Raw genomic sequence first — 19,918 nt, 5'->3', positions numbered from 1 at the left:
CCCGTCGCGGCAACCAAGGAGGAGTGCGCGCTGCATACTCAGCACTGTACTCCGGGCATCGTCGTTCGCGTGCCGGGGTTCGAAGTCCGAGTGAGGAGACCGCGGTGAACCGCAGCGCGACGGTGGTATCACCGCTGGTCGCCGCCGTTTTTTCGGTGCTGCTGGTGTCGTGTTCCGGCGTCGTCGCGGGGGCGCCGAGCGTCGCCGGGACAGGCGAGCCGATCTACGGCCTGCCGGTCAGCGAGCACACCCGCGCGGAGTTGGCCGTCGCCGCCGCGGCCCGCGACCTCGCGCCGTGCGGACTGCTCGACCGGGACGTGGTCGCCTCGTTCGGGCAGGTCACCGCGTTCGGGCCCGTCGGCGACCTGTCGACCTGCCACGCCGAACTGGTGCCTGCCCGCGGCACCCCCGCCAACCCCGTCTGGGTCGAGGTGACGGTCGGTGAGCGCGAACCCACGGAGCGCACCGGCGCGGGGGAGACGGCGTCGGGGATCGAGGTGCGTCCCGCGGCCGGCGCACTCCCGGGCACGTGCACCCTGTACTTCTCGCTGCCGCCGGTCCCGGGCGCCGTCGCCCCCGGGCGTTGGGGGCACGTGTCGTACCTCGACGGGGCAGGCGGGACGGGCGACTCCGCGGCCGGCGACGACTGCGCGGAGGCGCGGACGGTACTCGGATCGGTCGTGGGCAGGCTGGCGGCGCCGGTGTCATCGGATATTCCTCTTGCGCAAAAGGATCCGTGCCGGGTGGTCGAGAAGCTGTCCGTCGAGACGTTCACCGCCGGCAGCCGCCCCTACGAATGCCTCCTGACACTCCGCGGTGGCGCCGAGGCATCCGTGCAACTCGCGCTGTCGCCGGAACCGTCGCAGGCAGGCGGACCCGAAACCGTCGAACTCGACGGCACGCCGTTCACCTACTTCCGGGACGCCATCGAATGCCACTACTACTTCTATCCGGGGACGGTGTTCGACACGAACCTGCCGTCGAGCCCGATGAGCGAACGGGACAAAATCGGCAACCGGCTGACGGCGTCCGTCGCGGCATCCGCACCTAGCTGCGACGACGCGGAAACTCTGGTGCTCGCCGCGACCGAAGTGTTCGACTACTGAGATGAACACACAGGTCGATGTCGCCCGGGCCTACCTGGACGCGTTGCTCAGTCACGACGGCAACTCGGTGCCCATCGAACCCCGGGCCGTGCGGTACGAGATGGGGCTGAAGACGGCATTCTCCGGAAATCACCTGCGCCGAAGCCTGTCCGGCGGCCCGCAGTACCGGGTGATCCGGTCGATCCGCGACTGCGTGTGGACGGTCGACGGCGAAAACGTCACCGTCGACTACCTCCTCGACGCCGGACTCCTCGGCCGCACCCTCGCGACGGTCCGGGTGGTCGAGACGTTCCGGATCCCACCGCACGACCTGCGCATCCACCGCATCGACGCGAAGATCCGGCGCCCCTGAGCGGTTGCTTCTGATCGGGCTGTCGCGCTGGGGCTTCCGCACGTGAGTGGCAAAGTGTGCTCGCGCACGCTTTGCCACTCACGTACCCGTCAGTCGAGCGTTTCGTGCGCTGCGGGAACGGAACCCAGGCGGCCGGCCTGGAAGTCCTCGAACGCCTGTAGCACCTCGGCCTTGGTGTTCATGACGAACGGTCCGGCCATCGCGACGGGCTCGCGGATCGGCTTGCCGCCGAGGACGAACACCTCGAACGACTTGGTCCGCGAATCCTGCGTGTCCGCCGCGGCGATCGTCAGGGTGTCACCGCGTCCGAAGACGGCCGTCTGACCCATGTGGATCGGCCGGCGCTCGGAGCCGACGAGTCCGTCGCCCGCGAGGACGTAGGCGAGCGCGTTGAACTCGGGGTTCCACGGCAGCGTCAGGCTCGCACCCGGCGCGACCGTCGCGTGCACGAGGCTGATCGGCGTGTACGTGGAACCGGGACCGTGGTGACCGTCCACGTCGCCGGCGATGACGCGAACGAGAGCGCCGCCGTCGGACGAGGACAGCAGGGCGACCTTTGCGCCGGTGATGTCCTGGTAGCGGGGTGCGGCCATCTTGTTGTCGCGCGGCAGGTTCACCCACAACTGGACGCCGTGGAACAGTCCGCCGCTCGTCACCAGGTGCTCGGGTGGGGTCTCGATGTGCAGGATGCCGCCACCCGCGGTCATCCACTGGGTGTCGCCGCCGCCGATGGTGCCGCCGCCGCCGTTGGAATCCTTGTGCTCCATGATGCCGTCGATCATGTAGGTGACGGTCTCGAAGCCGCGGTGCGGATGCCACGGTGTGCCCTTGGGTTCACCGGGTGCGTAGTCGACCTCGCCCATCTGGTCCATGTGGATGAACGGGTCGAGGGCCGACAGGTCGATGCCGGCGAACGCGCGGCGCACCGGGAAGCCTTCACCCTCGTACCCGACGGGTGCGGTGGTGAGCGAACGGACCGGGCGGTCGACGGCGCCGGGGGCAGGTGCGTCGATACGCGGCAGGGCAAGGATGTTGTCGACCGTCACGGCTGGCATGGGGTGTCTCCTCGTACTCAGGTAATTGATTGTTCAACTACTTCATGCTGTGTAACACCCGTTGCGTCCAGGTATTCCCACAGGGCGGCTCCGCCGCCCGTGCGTGGCCGGCGAGTGCAGAGACTCGTTAACCACTCACGGGCGCGGAGCGCCTAGTTGAGGACGTTCTCGTGGTCCGGGCAGTACCGCGTGATCGCGCCGATGATGTACGGGTAGACGCCGTCGTTGGTGAGCATCGGCGTCCACTCCTCACGCACCTGGTCGAGCGGCTTGCCCGCGTCGAGGGCGGTGCAGATCTCGCCGGCCTGATGGACCGCCAGGTCGTCGTCGGTGACGGTCTGGTTGTTCGCGCGCAGGTAGGCCAGGTAGTCGGCGGCCGTCTGCGGGTCGTCGGCGACCGCGAAGACTCGGCTGCCGGGGGCTGTGGCGGCGGTCGTCCGCGCCGCCGCGGACGCCGAGGCGGACGTGGTCTCGGATGCTGCGGTGTCGGTGTCGCCGCCACCGCAGGCGGTGAGGAGTGCCGCGGAGCAGACGGTGAGGGCGGTCAGAGCAAGGGTGCGGCGCATGGGGCGTGTGATTCCTTTCGAGGCCTGTGATGGCGACGATCGTATCGCCTGCAGGGCCGGTGTTCCCGGCGGCGATCACCCACGCTGTTCCCGGTCAGAGACCGCGATCGATCAGGTCCAGGATTTCCTCACTCGTCGCGGCGTGAATCTTGTCGACCGCGGCGGCATGCGCATCGTCGGACGTTCCGACCTCGGCCAGCAGGCTTCCGAGGCGTTGCGCGATGGCCGACCGCGCCTCGGCGTCGTCGCCGAGTTCGGCGATGGTGGCGCGCAGGCGGTCGACGTCGGCGAGCGCCACCGACATCGGATCCGGAACGAGTTCCGAGCGCAGGAACTCGGCGACGGCCCGCGGGCTGGGGTGGTCGAACACCATGGTCGGCGGCAACCGCAGTCCCGTGGCGGCACCGAGATGGTTGCGGAGCGCGACGGCAGCGAGTGAATCGAAGCCGAGTTCCTTGAACGCCTGGTCGGGGTCCACCGAGTCCGACGCGTCGTAGCCGAGCACGGTGGCGGCCCCGCCCCGCACCAGGTCGAGCATCAGGTGCCGCTGCTCGGGGATCGACAGGTCGGCCAGTCGCTGCGACCAGTCCGACGGCCCCGACCCGTTCGGCCCGGTCACGACGGAGTCCGATCCCGCGGCGTGCGGGCGCGACTCCCGGATCAGGCCCCGCAGCGGTGGGGGAACGTACGGTGCGGCCGAACCGGAGTGGTCGAATCGCGCGGCCGCGACCGTGGGTGCACCGGCGGCCAGCGCGCTGTCGAACAGCGCCAGGCCGTCGGTGGCGGGCATCGGCACCATCCCGCTGAGGCGGGCGCGGGCCAGGTCGATGGCACCGAGGTTGTCGGTCATGGCGCTCGGTGTCGCCCACATGCCCCACGCGATGGAGAGCCCGGGCAGCCCGACGGCGTGCCGGTGGTGGGCGAGGGCGTCGAGGAACATGTTCGCGGCCGCGTAGTTCGCCTGCCCGGGGGCGCCGAGGACACCGGCGAGTGAGGAGAACACGACGAACGCCCGCACGTCGCTGTCCGCGGTCAGCCGGTGCAGATTCCAGGCCGCGTCGACCTTCGGCCGCAGGACCGTGTCGAGTCGCTCTTGTGTCAGCGACGCCAGGGTGCCGTCGTCGATCACGCCTGCCGCGTGGATCACCGCTGTCAGGGGATGCTCGGACGGTATCCCCGCCAGCAACCCGGCGACCGCCGACTCGTCCGCGGTGTCGCAGGCGACGATGCTCACCTCGGCGCCCAGATCGCTCAGTTCGTTGCGCAGACGGTCGCTGCCCTCGGCGCCGGGTCCGCGCCTGCTGGTCAGCAACAGGTGCCGGGCCCCGTGCTCGGTCACCAGGTGGTGGGCGACCAGGGACCCGACCGTCCCGGTACCGCCGGTGACCAGCACCGTGCCGGCGGGATCGAACGTCGTCGGTTCGTCGACGGCGGGCATGCGCCGCAGCCGCGGTGCGCACAGGGTGCCGTTCCGGGCCGCCACCTGCGGTTCCCCGCTCGCCAGTGCCGACGTGATCGCGGCCTCGGCGTCCGACGCGTCGTCGAGGTCGATCAGCACGAACCGGTCCGGGTTCTCGTTCTGCGCGGAGCCCACCAGACCCCACACCGCCGCTGCGGCGAGGTCGGGACGGGCGTCGTGGTCCTGCCCGTCGTCGGTGACCATGGCGTTGCGGGTCACGATCACGAGCGGGTTGTCGGCGAACGTCTCGTCGTCCTGCCAGTCCTGCAGCAGTCGCAGCACCCGCGCGCACAGTTCGTGGGTCGCGTCCGGACCGTGGTCGCCGTCGGTCGCGCACCCGACCAGCACCGTCCACGGACGCCGATCGTCTTCGTCCGGCCCGGATTCCATCGCGGTCCGCAACGACTCCAGGTCGGGACACCCCGGGAACGTCGAACCGATGCCCGGATCGCCGAACCCGTCGGCGCCGAGCACGACCACCGGTCCGCGCGGCCCGGACTTCGCGGCCTCCACCCGGATCCAGGCGGTCCGGTGCAGTCGCAGCGGCGCCGGACGGCCCCCGTCGACCGTCCTCTGCACCACGCGCAGCGCCTCGACGGTCAGCACCGGCTCACCGGAGGGGTCGACGGCGGTGATGCGATGCCGTCCGTCGTCGCCGGGTGTGAACCGGGCGGTCACGTCGTCCGCACCGACGGTGTGCAGACGGATCCCCGACCAGGTCTGCGGCCAGCCGTCCCACCCGAGGAGGGGTTCGATCGCGGCCTGCAGCAGCACCGGGTGGATGCCGAACCCGCTCGTGTCGACGCCGTCCCCGAGTCGCACCTCGGTTTCGGTGTCACCCGGATCCTGTTGCGGCACTGCGGCGGACGAGCCGACGACGTCGTCGATCTTCGCCGACGCGTTCCGAACCCAGCTGTCCGGGCTGTCGGTGTCGCCCGACTTCGACGACACGGTGACGGTGCGTGCCCCGGTGGTGTCCGGCGGCGACACGAGGACGCGGATCGAGGCCAGCCCGGACGTCGAGAGGGCGAGCGGGTGGTGCAGGGTCAGTTCGTCGATGTGGTCGAGGCCGACGTGGTGGGCCGCGTGCAACGCGAGTTCGACCGGCACCGCGGGCAGCACCGTCTGTGCCTCGCTCGCCGACGGGGAGTCGCCGTCGTCGACCGACGGTGATACGAGCCAGGGGTCCCGGTGCAGCGACAGCTGTCCCGTGAACAGGGTCGCGTCGTCGTCGAGGGTCACCGCGGCACCGAGTAGCGGATGATCGGACGGTGTCAGCCCCAGTTCGGTCGGGTCGCCCGTGTTCCGGACGGCCGCCGTCGGCCAGTAGGAGCGGCGCTGGAATGCGTACGTGGGCAGGGCAACCCGGCGGCGGCCGGGTAGCACCTGATCCCAGTCGACGGTTGCGCCCTGCACGTAGGCGGCGGCGACCGCCTCGATGATCCCGTGTGGCTCGTTCTCGCGCCCGGGCAGTGTGGCGATCGTGTTCGGCACGACCTCGGCGGCGAGTGCCGCCAGGGTTGCGCCGGGACCGACCTCGACGAGGCGGGTGACGCCGAGTTCGTCGAGGGCGCGCACGCCGTCGTGGAACCGCACCGTGTGCCGGATGTGCCGGGTCCAGTAGTCCGGCGACACGAGTTCGTCGGCGGTGGCGACGCGTCCGGTGATGTTGGAGACGACCGGGATCTTCGGTTGCTGCGCCGTCAGTTTCGACAGGACGGCGGTGAACTGGTCGAGGATCGGATCCATCAGGGTCGAGTGGAAGGCCCGCTCGACCCGCAGGCTCGTGGTCTTCAGTCCGGCGGCGGACAGTTCGGCGGCGACGGCGTGCACGTCCCGTTCGCTGCCCGCGAGGACGACGGATTCGGCGCCGTTGACGGCCGCGAGGTCGACGCGGCCGTCGATCCGCGGCAGGATGTCCTCCTCGCGTGCCCGGACGGCGATCATCAGACCGGGCTTGGTGGACTGCATCAACCGTCCCCGGTCACCGACCAGGGCGGCCGCATCGGGCAGGCTGAACACGCCCGCGACGTGGGCCGCGGTGATCTCGCCGATCGAATGGCCGATCAGGTAGTCGGGGGTGATGCCCCACTCCCGTAGCAGCCGGTACAGCGCGACCTCGATCGCGAACAGGGCCGGCTGGGTGTATTCGGTGCTGTCGAGTTTCGCGCCGCCGTCCTCGTCCCAGATCACCTGCCGCACCGGGGTTTCCACATGCTCGTCGAGGACGGAGCAGACCTCGTCCAGTGCCGTCGCGAACACCGGGTAGGCGTCGTAGAGGCCGCGGCCCATCCCGATGCGCTGAGCGCCCTGGCCGGTGAACATGAACGCCGTCTTGCCACGGGCGCTCGTCCCGGTGACGACGTTGCCGCCGGGACGCTCCGTGACGATGCGGGCGAGTCCGTCCCGCAGGTCGTCCAGCGTTTCCCCGATCACCGCGGCGCGGTGGGTGAAACCGGATCGGGTGGTCGCCAGCGAGTAGGCGAGGTCGGCCGGGTCCGGGAGTTCGGTCTCGTTCGTGTCGAGGAATTCCGCCAACCGGGTTGCCTGCGCGCGCAACGCATCTCCGGTCTTTCCGGAGAGCACCCACGCCAGCGGTGAGGACGACGGCGGCGAGACCTCCGGGACCGCGTCCTCGGGTGGCTGTTCGAGGATCATGTGCGAATTGGTGCCGCTGATCCCGAACGACGACACGGCCGCCCGCCGGGGCCGCCCGGTTTCCGGCCAGGCCACCGCTTCGCCCAGCAGCGACACCTCGCCCGCGGTCCAGTCGACGTGCCGGGTGGGGACGTCGCCGTGCAGGCTCGGGGGCAGCACCCCGTGCCGCATCGCCATCACCATCTTGATCACGCCGGCGACGCCCGCCGCCGCCTGGGAATGGCCGATGTTCGACTTGACGGAACCGAGCCACAGCGGCCGGCCCTCCCGGCCCTGCCCGTACGCGGCGAGCAGCGCCTGCGCCTCGATCGGGTCACCCAGCGTCGTGCCGGTGCCGTGCGCCTCCACGGCGTCGATGTCGGTGGGGCCGAGCGCGGCGTCGGCCAGCGCCTGCCGGATGACGCGCTCCTGGGACGGCCCGTTCGGGGCGGTCAGTCCGTTGGACGCCCCGTCCTGGTTGACCGCGGATCCGCGGACGATCGCCAGCACCCGGCGCCCGTTGCGCCGGGCGTCGCTGAGCCGTTCCAGCACCACCATTCCCGCGCCTTCGCTGAGGCCGGTGCCGTCGGCCCGGTCGGAGAACGGCTTGCAGCGTCCGTCCGAGGCGAGCCCGCGCTGGCGGCTGAACTCGACCAGCACGCCGGGGGTGGCCATCACCGTCGCCCCGCCGGCCAGCGCCAGCGTGCATTCACCGTCGCGCAGTGCCCGCGCCGCGAGATGCATCGCCACCAGCGACGACGAGCACGCCGTATCCACCGTGACCGCGGGGCCGGTGAAGCCGAGCGTGTAGGAGATCCGGCCGGACGCCACGCTGTTGCTGGTCCCGGTCATCAGATAGCCCTCGGCGTCGACGTTGCGCTGCGTCATCAGGTGGAAGCCGTAGTCGCCGCCCATCAGCCCGACGAACACACCGGTGTCGGTGAGGCCGGGCGCGGTCGGCTGGATCCCGGCCTGTTCCAACGCTTCCCACGCGCTTTCGAGGAGCAGCCGGTGCTGCGGGTCCATCGCGATCGCCTCGCGCGGGCTGATGCCGAAGAACGCGGCATCGAATTCGTCTGCGTCGTAGAGGAACCCGCCCTCCTTCATGTAGGTGGTGCCGGGCCGGTTCGGGTCGGGGTCGTACACCTCGTCGAGATTCCAGCCCCGGTTGTGGGGATATTCGCCCACCGCGTTGTGGCCGTCGCGGACGAGTCGCCACAGGTCCTCCGGGCTGTACACCTTGCCCGGGTAGCGGCACGCCATCCCGACGATCACGATCGGGTCGTCGTCCCGCCGGGCCCGCGCCGGGCCTGCCGGCTGCGGAGCGGCCTCGTCCCCGAGCAGGCGGGACACCAGTTCCTGGGTGAGCGCGTCCGCGGTGGGATGGTCGAACACCACCGTCGCGGCCAGGCGCACACCAGTGGCGGTCGTCAGCTGATTGCGCAGTTGCACCGCGGTCAGCGAGTCGAAACCGAGTTGCTTGAAGGCACGTTCCGGGTCGATCGCCTCCTTGCCTTCGTGGCCCAGCACGGCCGCCACGTGGGTGGTGACGATGTCGAGCACCCGGCTGTGCCGCTCTCCGGGGTCCAGCGCCCGCAACTCCTCGGCCAGGCCGGTCGGGGAATCGGCGGCAGCGGCGCGGCGACGACGGACGCCGAGCACCCGGCGCAGGATCGGCGGCAGCGATTCGCCCTCGGATCGGGAGGCGCGCGTCGACAGCCGGACCGGCACGATCAACGGCCGGTTCACGGCGAGTGCGGCATCGAACAGCGCCAGCCCCGCCTCGGGGCTGATGGTGTCGATGCCGTTGCGCTGCAACCGGTCCAGGTCGGCCGCGTTCAGATGGGACGTCATCCCGCTGGGCCGGTCCCACAATCCCCAGGCCATGGACGTCGCGGGCAGCCCGCGGGCGCGGCGGTGCTGGGCGAGCGCGTCGAGGAAGACGTTCGCCGCCGCATAGTTCGCCTGTCCCGCGCCGCCGAGCACACCCGCCGCCGAGGAGAACAGTACGAACGCCGACAGGTCGCGGTCCCGCGTGAGGTCGTGCAGATGCCAGCCGCCGTCCACCTTCGGGCGCAGAACCGCGTGCAACTGCTCCGCGCTCAGCGTGGCGGCGGTGGCGTCCTCGAGCACGCCGGCGGCGTGGATCACGCCGGACAGGTCGGGAATGCCGGCGAGCAGCGCGGCCACCGCGTCGCGGTCGGCCACGTCGCAGGCGACAGCGTCGACATCCGTTCCCGACTCGGCGAACTCGGCCCGCAGTTCGTCCGCCGCCTCGGCGTCGAGCACGCGCCTGCCGGTCAGCACCAGCCGCCGCACCCCGTGCTGCGCGACGAGATGCCGGGCGATCAGCCTGCCGATGGTGCCGGTGCCGCCGGTGATCAGGACGGTGCCGTCCGGGCCGAACGTCGCGGGGCCCTCGTCGGGCGCGGCCGTCGCGGGCGTCACCGCGGCGAGCATCGGCGCCAGCAGCACCCCGTCCCGGACGGCCAGCTGAGGTTCGTTGCAGGCCAACGCCATGGACAGCACCGCGGGATCGGGGAGTTCACCGGCCGCCGCGTCCAGGTCGACCAGGGTGATGCGGTCCGGGTGCTCGTTCTGCACCGCGCCGATCAGCCCCCATGCGGGCGCCGCGGACACGTCGTCGACCGGGTCGTCGTCCCGGACCGCCACCGCGAGCCGCGTCGTGACCAGCAGGCGGGTCTCGGCCAGCCGATCGTCGCCGAGCCAGGCCCGGACCGCCCGCAGCGTCGACTCCGCGGCGGCGTGCGACCGGGCCGGTACGTCCGGTTCGTCGCCGGGTGCGCGGTCGAGCCACAGCACGCGACCGTCCGGGTCACCGCCGGCCAGCACCTCGTCGAGCGGCATCAGGTCCGCCGGAGAAGTACTGGACGCACCGACCGGCATCCATTCCACCCGGTACAGGCTGTCGCGGACCCGGGCGGCGGGCACACCCGCGTCGCCGAGCGGCCGCAGTGCCAGCGAGTCGGCGGTCAACACGGGTCTGCCCGCCGCGTCGTACGCGGAGACCCGGTACCGCTCGGGTCCGGTCGTTCTGACGTGCACGCGCAGGGCGGTGGCGCCGACAGCGTGCAGTTGCACCCTGTCCCAGGCGAACGGCAGCCGGATACCGGTGTCCGCTGCTCCGAGCGCAATCAGGTGCAGCGCCGCGTCGAGCACCGCCGGATGGATCCCGTACCCCGCGACCGCGGCGGCCGGGTCCTCCCCGCTCAGCCGCACCTCGCCGTACAGGTCGTCGCCGCGGCGCCACGCCGCCTTCAGACCGCGGAAGGCCGGGCCGTACTCGTAGCCGGCGTCGTCGAGCACGTCGTACAGGCCGCGCACGTCGATCGGCGTGACCTCCGCGGGCGGCCACTGCTGCTCGAGGGAATCGGCGGTGTCCACGGCCACCGTGAGCGTGCCGGTGGCGTGCCGCGTCCACGGCGTGTCCGGCGCGGCATCCGCGGGCCGGGAGTGCACCGACACCGTCGACCGGCCCGCCTCGCCGTCGGCGAGCACGCTCACCTGCAACGCCACCTCGCCCTCGGCAGGAATCACCAGGGGCGCCTCGATGGCGAGTTCCTCCAGCCGGCCGCAGCCGACACGGTTCCCCGCGTGCAGGGCGAGTTCCACGAACGCGGTGCCCGGCAGGATGACGGTGCCCTCGACGCCGTGATCGCTCAGCCAGGGAAGGCGTTGCGGCGACAGCAGACCCGTGAACACGGCGCCCCGGCCGTCGCCGAGTTCGACCGACGCGGCGAGCATCGGGTGCCCGCCCGACTCCATGCCCGTGGACGCGAAATCGCCCTGCGGAACCGGGCTCTCCAGCCAATAGCGGCGATGCTGGAAGGCGTACGTGGGGAGATCCACCCACTGCTGCCGGTCGTCGTGCCGGGCCCAGCCCACCCGGTCCCACTCGACGTGCAGTCCGTGGACCTGCGCCTCGGCGAGCGCGGCGGTGAACTGCCGGAGCCCCGCGCGGTCGCGGCGGATGGTGCCGATGGCGCGGCCTGCGACGCCCGCCGCGTCGAGGGTTTCCTGCAACGCCACCGTGAGGACGGGGTGGCTGCACGACTCGACGAACAACCGGTACCCGTCCGCGGCCAGCGATCTCGTCGCCTGCTCGAACCGGACGGTCCGGCGCAGATTCCGGTACCAGTAGTCGGCGTCCAGCGCGGTGCCGTCCAGCACGCCACCGGTGACCGACGAGTAGAACGGAATCCGCGACCGGCGGGGGGTGATCGACGCGAGGACGTCGAGAATCGGCTCCCGCAGTACGGAGACGTCGGCGCAGTGCGACGCGTATTCCACCGCGATCCGCCGGGCCTGGACGCCGTCGCCCTGCAACTGTGCGATCAGCAGGTCGAGGGCGTCGACGGGGCCGGAGATCACCGTCGCGGACGGACCGTTGATCGCCGCCACCTCGACGGCCCCGGCCCAGGGCTGGATCTTCTCCCGCACGAGGTCCGCGGGCAGCGTCACCGACGCCATCCCGCCGCCCCGCTTGGCCGACGCGCCGATCACCCGGCTGCGGGCCGCGACGACGAGCGCCGCGTCGGACAGGCTCAGCGCCCCCGCGACATACGCGGCCGCGATCTCGCCCTGTGAATGCCCGACCACCGCCGCGGGTTCGACGCCGTGCGATCGCCACAGTCCGGTGAGCCCGACCATCATCGCGAACAGCGCCGGTTGCACGACGTCGACCCGGTCGAGCGCTGCGGGATCGCGGTCGCGCAGCACGTCCAGCAGCGAGAAGTTGGTGTACGGGGCCAGCGCCTCGGCGCACTCCCGCACGGTGTCGGCGAACACCGGTGACGTGTCCAGCAGTTCGGTGGCCATGCCCACCCACTGCGAACCCTGGCCGGGGAAGACGAACACCGGCCGGTCTCCGGCCTCCAGCGCCACACCGGTGACCACGTCGGCGCTGGGCGCGCCGCGGCTGAGCGCGTCGAGGCCGTTCAGCAGGGCGTGGGGCTGTGCGCCGATCACGGCGGCGCGGTGGTCGAACGTGGCACGGGAACCCAGCAGGGCGCTGGCCACCGCGGCGGGCGTCAGATCGGGGTGGCCGCTGACGTACTCGCGGAGCCGCTCGGCCTGCGCGCGCAGTGCGGGTTCGGTGTGTCCCGACACGAACCAGGCGACGACTTCGTCTGACGGGCGGGGCGGTTCGGCGTCCGAAGGCTCGATCGGCGGCGCCTCTTCCAGCACCACGTGGGCGTTGGTGCCGCTGATGCCGAACGACGAGACCGCGGCCCGGCGGGGACGGTCGGATTCCGGCCACTCCCGGTTCTCGGTGAGCAGCGACACCGCACCGGCCGACCAGTCGACGTGCGGGGTCGGCCGGTCGACGTGCAGGGTCTTCGGCAGGACGCCGTTCCGCATCGCCATGATCATCTTGATCACCCCGGCGACACCCGCGGCCGCCTGGGTGTGCCCGAGATTCGACTTCACCGAGCCGAGCCACAGCGGCCGGTCGGCGGGGCGCTCGCGGCCGTAGCCGGCCAGGAGGGCGGACGCCTCGATCGGGTCACCCAGTTTCGTGCCCGTGCCGTGCGCCTCGACCACGTCGACGTCGCCGGGACCGAGCCCCGCATTCGCCAGTGCCTGCGCGATCACCCGCTCCTGCGCCTGCCGGTTCGGCGCGGTCAGTCCGTTGCTGGCGCCGTCCTGGTTCACCGCGCTGCCCCGGATGACGGCCAGGATCCGGCGACCCTTGCGTTCGGCGTCGGACAGCCGTTCCAGCGCGACCATCCCCGCGCCCTCGCCCCACGCCGTGCCGTCCGCCGCGGCGGAGAACGCCTTGCACCGCCCGTCGCGGGCCAGTCCGCGCTGACGGCTGAACTCCACGAACACCGCCGGGGTCGCCATGACCGTCGCACCGCCCGCCAGCGCCAGTTCGCATTCGCCGCTGCGCAGCGCCTGCATGGCGAGGTGGATGGACACCAACGACGACGAGCACGCGGTGTCCACCGTGATCGCGGGTCCGTTCAGTCCGAAGCTGTACGCCACCCGGCCGGACGCAACGCTCATCGCGTTGCCGGTGATGAAGTAGCCCTCCAGATCCTCGGGCGGCATGCCGCCCGCCCGCGCCGCGTAGTCGATGCCGGACAGCCCGGTGAAGACGCCGACCTGCCTGCCGTGCACCGACCGCGGGTCGATGCCGGCGTGCTCGAACGTCTCCCAACTCGTCTCCAGGAGAAGGCGTTGTTGCGGGTCCATCGCCAGCGCCTCGCGCGGCGAGATGCCGAAGACCTCGGGGTCGAACCCGGCGGGGTCGTCGAGGAAACTGCCCTGCACCGTGTACGTCTTACCGGCCTGCTCGGCCTTCGGGTCGTAGAGGTCCGCCAGGCCCCAGCCGCGGTCCTCGGGGAACCCCGCGACGGTGTCGGAACCTGATTCGACCAGCCGCCACAGGTCCCGCGGCGAACGCACACCGCCGGGGAACCGGCAGCCCATGCCGATGACGGCGATCGGTTCGCGGCTCACGCCCTCGACCTCACGGAGCTTCTCCCGCGCCTGATAAAGGTCCGCGGTGACTCGTTTCAGATAGTCGAGGAGCTTCGCCTGATCGGCCATACGAGGTCCTATCCGAGATCCGCCGTACATAGCGCGGAAACCTCGATTGTATCCGCCGTCACGATGCGGATGGAGCGGTCTGAGCTTCGCGTCGACGACCGATCCACCTGGTCAGCTCGGCACGCCAAGGGGATACCCACCGGTGCTCCGGTGTATGCCGATTCCGGCTGTTCGGCTTCCCGGCGACCACCGCTGTCGGTAGTGTTGCGACTCCGAGCAGGATCCGTATCGAGGAGGTGAGAACCGTGTCCGTTCGTTCAGGTCGGGTGCTCTCACTTCGCGACCGCGCGGTCGTACCGACATAAGGTGACCGGGAGAGCGCCCATCGGCATTCCGAAAGGCTCTCCCATGTCAGTTTCCCTCTCCCCGTCCCTCGAATTCGTCCTCGTCACGAGGCTGCGCGCCGCCGGTTGTGTGTTCGCCGAGGACGAGGCGCGCCTGATCGTCTCCGCCGCCCGGACGTCGGACGAACTCGCCTCGATGCTGGACCGCCGCGTCGCAGGCGTCCCCCTCGAACACGTCCTCGGCTGGGCCGAATTCTGCGGGCTCCGGATCGAGGTCGATCCGCGGGTGTTCGTGCCGCGGCGTCGCACCGCGTTCCTCGTCGAGCAGGCCGCCGCCCTCGCGTGCCCGCACGCGGTCGTGGTCGACCTGTGCTGCGGTTCGGGCGCGGTGGGCGCCGCGCTCGCCGATACCCTCGACGGCATCGAGTTGTACGCGGTCGACATCGACCCCGCCGCGGTCCGGTGCGCGCGGCGCAACCTCGCCGAACCGGCCCGGGTGTTCGAGGGCGACCTGTACGCACCGTTGCCCCCCGCGCTGAGGGGACGCATCGACGTCCTGGTCGCAAACGCCCCCTATGTGCCCACCGATGCGATCAGGTTGATGCCGCCCGAGGCCCGGTTCCACGAGCCGCGGGTCTCACTCGACGGCGGCGCCGACGGACTCGACATCCAGCGGCGCGTCACCGCCGGGGCGCGCGACTGGCTCGCGCCGGGCGGTCACCTGCTGATCGAGACCAGCGCGAGTCAGGCCCCGCTCACCGCCGACGCGTTCGCGGCGGCCGGGCTCACCACCCGGATCGAGACGTCCGAAGACGTGGGCGCCACCGTCGTCGTCGGCACCAATCCCGCGTGAGCGACCACCCCCCAGGTGAGCGCCCCTCCCAGGTGAGTGGCAAAGCGTCCCGGGGGACACTTTGTCACTCACGTGGGGGGTCGATCCGGACGCAGCAGTACCCCTCGGCCGGGGCCAGTGTCGCGTGGCGGCCCTCGCAACCCGCGCCGTCGAGCAGCCCGGACAACAGTGCGAGGTTCATCCCGCACACCATGTCGGTGTGCTGCCGGGCGAGCGCGTGGAACGGGCAGTTGACCAGGACGATGGTCCCGTCGCTGCTGCGCGGTTCGTAACCGCACTCCGCGAGCGCCGCGACCAGGTCGTCGTCCGAGCAGCCGACGTCGGCGCCGAGGCCACGCCCGAAGTCGCGGGCCCGCGCGGACAGGGCGTCGCGCGGTGAGGCACCGGTCGCGTCGGCGTCTTCGATCGCCCGCGCGAACAGCTCGCCGGCGAGCGCGTACGCACGTTCGGGGAGGTGCACCGCGAACTCGCGGTCGGACCGCCGGTAGAGCTTGGCGGGTCGACCCGCGCCCGGTCCCGAGCGCCCGCCGCGCCGCGCGAACTCGACCGCCAGCAGTCCCTCGTCGGCCAGTTTCTCGAGATGGAACGCGGACGTCGAACGTGCGAGTCCCAGCGCCTCGGCGACGTCGTCGCGGCTGACCGGGGACGGCTGCGTGCGCACGTGGTCGTACACCTGCCTGCGGACCGGCTCGCCGAGGGCGGAGACGGCCGAGACGTCCGAGCGTGGTGTGGCATCCATGAACCCCATTGTAAAACCCAGAATCGTTGACTAAATTGCGCACCGAATTCTATAGTCAAAGAACATAGTTTTTAGAAGGAGTCATCATGGCTACCAACACACCCCACCAGGTCAGCCACGGTTCGCACACCCTGTCCGAACCCGGCTACCAGGCCTTCCTCGTGCTGCGCACGGTCTTCACGGTGGCACCGATCCTGTTCGGGCTCGACAAGTTCACGAACTGGCTCACCGACTGGCCCCAGTATCTGGCGCCGTGGATCGACGACATCCTGCCGGGAACCGCGCAGCAGGGCATGTACGTCGTCGGCGTGATCGAAGTGATCGCCGGAATCCTCGTCGCCGTGGCACCGCGGATCGGCGCCTGGGTCGTCGTCGCCTGGCTGGCCGGGATCATCGTCAACCTGCTCACGCTGTCCGGCTACTACGACGTCGCACTGCGCGACTTCGGGTTGCTCGCCGGCGCCGCCGCCCTCGGCCTGCTCGCCGCCGAGTACGGGCGCCCGCTCCACCGCCCACACAGCTGATCGGAGCCGCGCACCGCACGTGAGATGCACCTCATCGACTGTTTCGAGTGACACGACCGCTCGTAGGGTGAGTGGTCGTGTCGGTAGGTGCGCAGGATCAGGGAACCGGATCGCGGGATCACGGTGTGCCGATCCCTGCGCCGGCCCCGGCACGGTCGCTGCTTCTGGGCGTGCCCAAGCTGGGCCGACGCTGGCCGGGCGTGGTCCGTGCCGGCGTCGCCGTGGGTCTGCCCGCGCTGGCGGGGGTCGCGCTCGGACATTCGGCTGTCGCGGCGACCGCCACCTTGGGTGCGTTCGCCGTCGTCTACGGCGAGGGCCGGGCGTACCGGGTGCGGTGGCGGGTGGTGTCGATCGCCGCCGCCGTGATGGTGCTGCTGGCCGGGGTGGGCGCGGCGGTCGGCGGGCTCGTGCACCACGCGACCGCGGCGGGCGGGTCCGCGCTGTGGGGGATGGCGCTCGTCCTCGCGATGACCGTGGTCGTCGCCGTCTGCGCCTTCGTCGTCGACGGACTGCGACTCGGCGCTCCGGGCGCCTTCCTTCCGCTGCTCACCGTGGAGATCTCGTCAGCGCTGCCCGCGCTCGGTGTCTCCGTGGCGGAGGTGACGGCCTGGGCGGCGGCCGGGGCGGTGTCGGCGTTGCTCGTGTCGATGTCGGGGCTGATCGTTCGTCCCCGCACCCCCGAGCGTGCCGCGGTCGCGACCGCGGTCGCCGCAGTCGACACCGCACTCTCCGACCCGTCGTCGCCCGGTTCCCGCCGGGACGCGGTGCGGTCGCTGCACGCCGCCTGGCAATGCCTCCACGACGCCGCCCTCGTCGGCCGTGACCATCCGCTGACCCGCACGTTGCGTGCGGCGCACCTGCGGTGTGCGGCGACCGTGGACGGTGTCGACGCGGACCACGCGTCGGACGACGACGACCTGCGGCCGCGGGTCCCGCTGCCGCGGCCGTCGATCCGCTACCGGCTCCGCAGGGCCTCGCATCTGCGGGGCCGGTCCTGGACGATCGTCGCGCGACTGCTGGTCGCGTGCCCCGCGGCCGGTCTCCTGGCGCTGGGGTTCGGCGTCGGCAGGCCCGATTGGGCGGTGATCACCGCGGCGATGATCCTGCACCAGGGACCGGACCGGGTGCTGGGGACGTACCGCGGGATGCACCGGTTCTTCGGAACGGTGCTCGGACTGGTCGTGCTCGCCATGCTGTCGTCGTTCGACCTGCCTGCGGCGGTGCTGGTGCTCGTGGTGGCGGGTCTGATGGCGGGGATCGAGGCGTTCCTCGTCCGCAATTACGGGCTGGCGATGGTGTTCATCACCCCGCTCGCCCTGGTGCTCGGTAGCCGCGGCACGCACGTGGACCTGATGACGGTGTCCCGCGACCGGCTCGTCGAGACCGTGCTCGGCGTCGCGGTGGCGCTGGTGGTGCTGTGGACCGTACTCCCCGGTTCGTACCGGCGGATCCTGAGCGACGCGGACGACCAGGTGGCCGCGACGATCGGGCGGCTCGGCGACGCCCGGGAACCGGGTGCCGTCGCCGAACTCCGCCGGGACCTCGAGTTCGATCTGCACGCATCCACGACCGCCGCGATCACTGCCGCCCACACCGACCCGGCGTGGACCCGCGACCGCTGGCCCGAGCATCACCACCTTCACGAACTCGGCTACCGAATCCTTACCCGGCACTTCGGACCTCGCCTTTAGCCGGTTGTCGCCGGATTCCCGCTGTTAGGGTTCGTTGATGGGTCCTGTGACGGGAATCGGAACAGTATTTCGGGCCTCGTTGGCCGCGGCTCTCTGCGTCGGGGTGCTGGCCGCGTGCTCGTCGGACGAGGAACCGCAGAGCGATCCGGCGGCCACGTGCGCGGACGTTCCGAACGGCACCCCGGTTTCCAAGGCGCCGCCGCCTCCCGGCCCGGCGCCGACCACCCAGAACCTGGCGACCAACCCCGAGATCGCCACCGTGTACCGATCCGGGATGACACCCGTGACCACGGCGTCGTATGCGGTCTCCACCGCCAATCCGGTGTCGACGCAGGCCGCGTGCGAGGTGCTGCGGGACGGCGGGACGGCCGCCGACGCGCTGATCGTGGCCCAGACCGTTCTCGGTCTCGTCGAACCGCAGTCCTCCGGAATCGGCGGCGGCGCGTTCCTGCTCTATTACGACGCCGGGCAGAACAGTGTCGAGGCGTACGACGGGCGGGAGGTCGCGCCGATGGCCGCGACGGAGAACTACCTCCGCTGGATCAGCGACACCGACCGCACCGAACCAAAGCCCGACGCCCGCGCGAGCGGACGGTCCATCGGCGTCCCCGGTGTCCTGCGGATGCTCGAGATGGCGCACCGCGACCACGGGCGGGACGCGTGGCGGGAACTGTTCGACCCCGCCATCTCCCTCGCAGACCAGGGGCTCGAGATCAGCCCGCGGATGGCCGGGCAGATCGCCGAGTCCGCGCCCGACCTGGCCGTCGACGAGCCGTCGAAGGCGTATTTCCTGAACCCCGACGGCAGCCCGAAGCCGGCCGGGACGAAGCTGACGAACCCGGCCATGGCCAAGACGCTCGGTGCGATCGCCGCGGGCGGCGCGGACGCCTTCTACACCGGGGCCATCGCCCAGGGCATCGTCGACGCGACGGCGACCGCATCGGGCGGCCGCACCCCCGGCCAGATGACCCTCGACGACCTCGCCAACTACCAGGCGAAGAAGCGGACACCGGTGTGCACGCCGTACCGGGACCACGAGATCTGCGGCATGCCGAACCCGTCGTCCGGCGGCACCGCGGTCGCGGCGACGCTCGGCATCCTGGAGAACTTCGACCTGTCGCAGTACGGGCCGACGAACCTCGACGACAACGGCGGAAAGCCGACGGCGGAGGCCGTGCACCTCATCTCCGAGGCCGAGCGACTGGCGTACGCCGACCGGGACAAGTACGTCGCGGACTCCGATTTCGTTCCGCTGCCCGGCAATTCCCTCGACACACTGCTGAACGAGGACTACCTGAAGCAGCGGGCCGGCCTCATCGACCCGGGCAAGAGCATGGGCACCGCGCAACCCGGCAACTTCGGGCCCGTTCCGCTCGGTGTGCAGCCACAGGACAAGGAACACGGCACCAGCCACATCTCGATCGCCGACAAGTACGGCAACGTCGCATCGATGACGACGACGGTGGAATCGGCGTTCGGCTCGTTCCACATGACGGACGGATTCGTGCTCAACAATCAGCTCACCGACTTCTCGGCCCAGCCGGTCGGCCCCGACGGGGCACCCCTCGCCAACCGCGTCGAACCGGGTAAGCGGCCGCGGAGTTCGATGGCGCCGACGCTCGTCTTCGACCGCGGCAGCGACGGCTCACGCGGCGACGTCCAGTTCGCGACCGGGTCGCCGGGCGGTTCGGTGATCATCCAGTTCGTCGTGAAAACGCTCGTGGGAATGCTGGATTGGGGCCTGAACCCGCAGCAGGCCGTGTCGGCGGTCGACTTCGGGGCGGCCAACACCCCGGTCACCGGCGTCGGCGGAGAGCATCCGAACATCGACGCGGTCAACGACGGTGCCGCCGACCCCTTGATCGTGCAACTGCGGGCGATGGGTCACCAGGTATCGGTCGCGCCGCAGTCCAGTGGGCTCAGTGCGCTGCAGCGTCAGGACTCGGGGTGGGTCGGCGGCGCGGACCCACGGCGCGAGGGCGCGGTAATGGGTGACGGGACGGGATAGTCGATCCGATGGTTCAGACCCCGACGGGCGGGGAACCCATCGACCATGGCGAACAACGATGTGAACGA

10 protein-coding genes are annotated in these 19,918 nt (G+C 71.2%); 6 read left to right on the top strand and 4 right to left on the bottom strand.

What is annotated here, in order from left to right; genetic code table 11:
* Positions 1-104 precede the first annotated feature (104 nt).
* Together JWS13_RS21925 and JWS13_RS21920 are read left to right on the top strand one after the other, a co-directional pair.
* Complete coding sequence (locus tag JWS13_RS21925; RefSeq protein ID WP_206007456.1) at positions 105-1,106, top strand: hypothetical protein; 1,002 nt, start codon at positions 105-107, stop codon at positions 1,104-1,106.
* A 1-nt stretch (position 1,107) separates the two neighbouring features.
* On the top strand, positions 1,108-1,458 hold the full coding sequence (locus JWS13_RS21920) for a DUF8021 domain-containing protein (protein ID WP_124390235.1): 351 nt from the start codon (positions 1,108-1,110) through the stop codon (positions 1,456-1,458).
* A gap of 89 nt (positions 1,459-1,547) precedes the next feature.
* On the opposite strand, the gene JWS13_RS21915 is transcribed toward JWS13_RS21920, so the two are convergent.
* The 3 genes from JWS13_RS21915 to JWS13_RS21905 form a co-directional block, all read right to left on the bottom strand.
* A complete protein-coding gene (locus JWS13_RS21915; protein ID WP_206007455.1) occupies positions 1,548-2,513 on the bottom strand; it encodes a pirin family protein in 966 nt (321 codons plus the stop codon).
* Between the two features lie 152 nt (positions 2,514-2,665).
* Positions 2,666-3,079 carry a DUF732 domain-containing protein gene (locus JWS13_RS21910; protein ID WP_206007454.1) on the bottom strand — a complete coding sequence of 138 codons (414 nt, stop codon included), beginning with the start codon at positions 3,077-3,079 and terminating at the stop codon, positions 2,666-2,668.
* A 94-nt stretch (positions 3,080-3,173) separates the two neighbouring features.
* Positions 3,174-13,751: a type I polyketide synthase gene (locus JWS13_RS21905; protein ID WP_206007453.1), complete on the bottom strand. Its 10,578-nt coding sequence runs from the start codon at positions 13,749-13,751 to the stop codon at positions 3,174-3,176.
* Between the two features lie 348 nt (positions 13,752-14,099).
* Between JWS13_RS21905 and JWS13_RS21900 the strand changes: the two genes are divergently transcribed.
* A complete protein-coding gene (locus JWS13_RS21900; protein WP_206007452.1) occupies positions 14,100-14,888 on the top strand; it encodes a putative protein N(5)-glutamine methyltransferase in 789 nt (262 codons plus the stop codon).
* A 64-nt stretch (positions 14,889-14,952) separates the two neighbouring features.
* On the opposite strand, the gene JWS13_RS21895 is transcribed toward JWS13_RS21900, so the two are convergent.
* Positions 14,953-15,627 (bottom strand): helix-turn-helix transcriptional regulator, encoded by a 675-nt coding sequence (locus JWS13_RS21895; RefSeq protein ID WP_206007451.1) that lies wholly within the window; start codon positions 15,625-15,627, stop codon positions 14,953-14,955.
* 86 nt (positions 15,628-15,713) lie between these two features.
* Between JWS13_RS21895 and JWS13_RS21890 the strand changes: the two genes are divergently transcribed.
* The 3 genes from JWS13_RS21890 to ggt all read left to right on the top strand — a co-directional run bounded on the left by JWS13_RS21890 (position 15,714) and on the right by ggt (position 19,850).
* The gene (locus tag JWS13_RS21890; protein WP_206007450.1) at positions 15,714-16,151 is read left to right on the top strand and encodes a DoxX family membrane protein; all 438 of its coding nucleotides are present in this window, start codon (positions 15,714-15,716) and stop codon (positions 16,149-16,151) included.
* A 200-nt stretch (positions 16,152-16,351) separates the two neighbouring features.
* Positions 16,352-17,842, top strand: coding sequence for an FUSC family protein (locus JWS13_RS21885; protein ID WP_206011684.1), 1,491 nt, complete (start codon positions 16,352-16,354; stop codon positions 17,840-17,842).
* A 37-nt stretch (positions 17,843-17,879) separates the two neighbouring features.
* Positions 17,880-19,850, top strand: a complete 1,971-nt coding sequence (gene ggt / locus JWS13_RS21880) for a gamma-glutamyltransferase (RefSeq protein WP_206007449.1) — start codon at positions 17,880-17,882, stop codon at positions 19,848-19,850.
* The last annotated feature ends 68 nt before the right edge of the window (positions 19,851-19,918 follow it).

Origin of the sequence: Rhodococcus pseudokoreensis, assembly GCF_017068395.1 — a bacterium.
In the GTDB taxonomy this organism is placed as follows: domain Bacteria; phylum Actinomycetota; class Actinomycetes; order Mycobacteriales; family Mycobacteriaceae; genus Rhodococcus_F; species Rhodococcus_F pseudokoreensis.
Note: the sequence above shows the minus strand (reverse complement) of the source record. Positions and strands in the feature narration are given on the sequence as shown.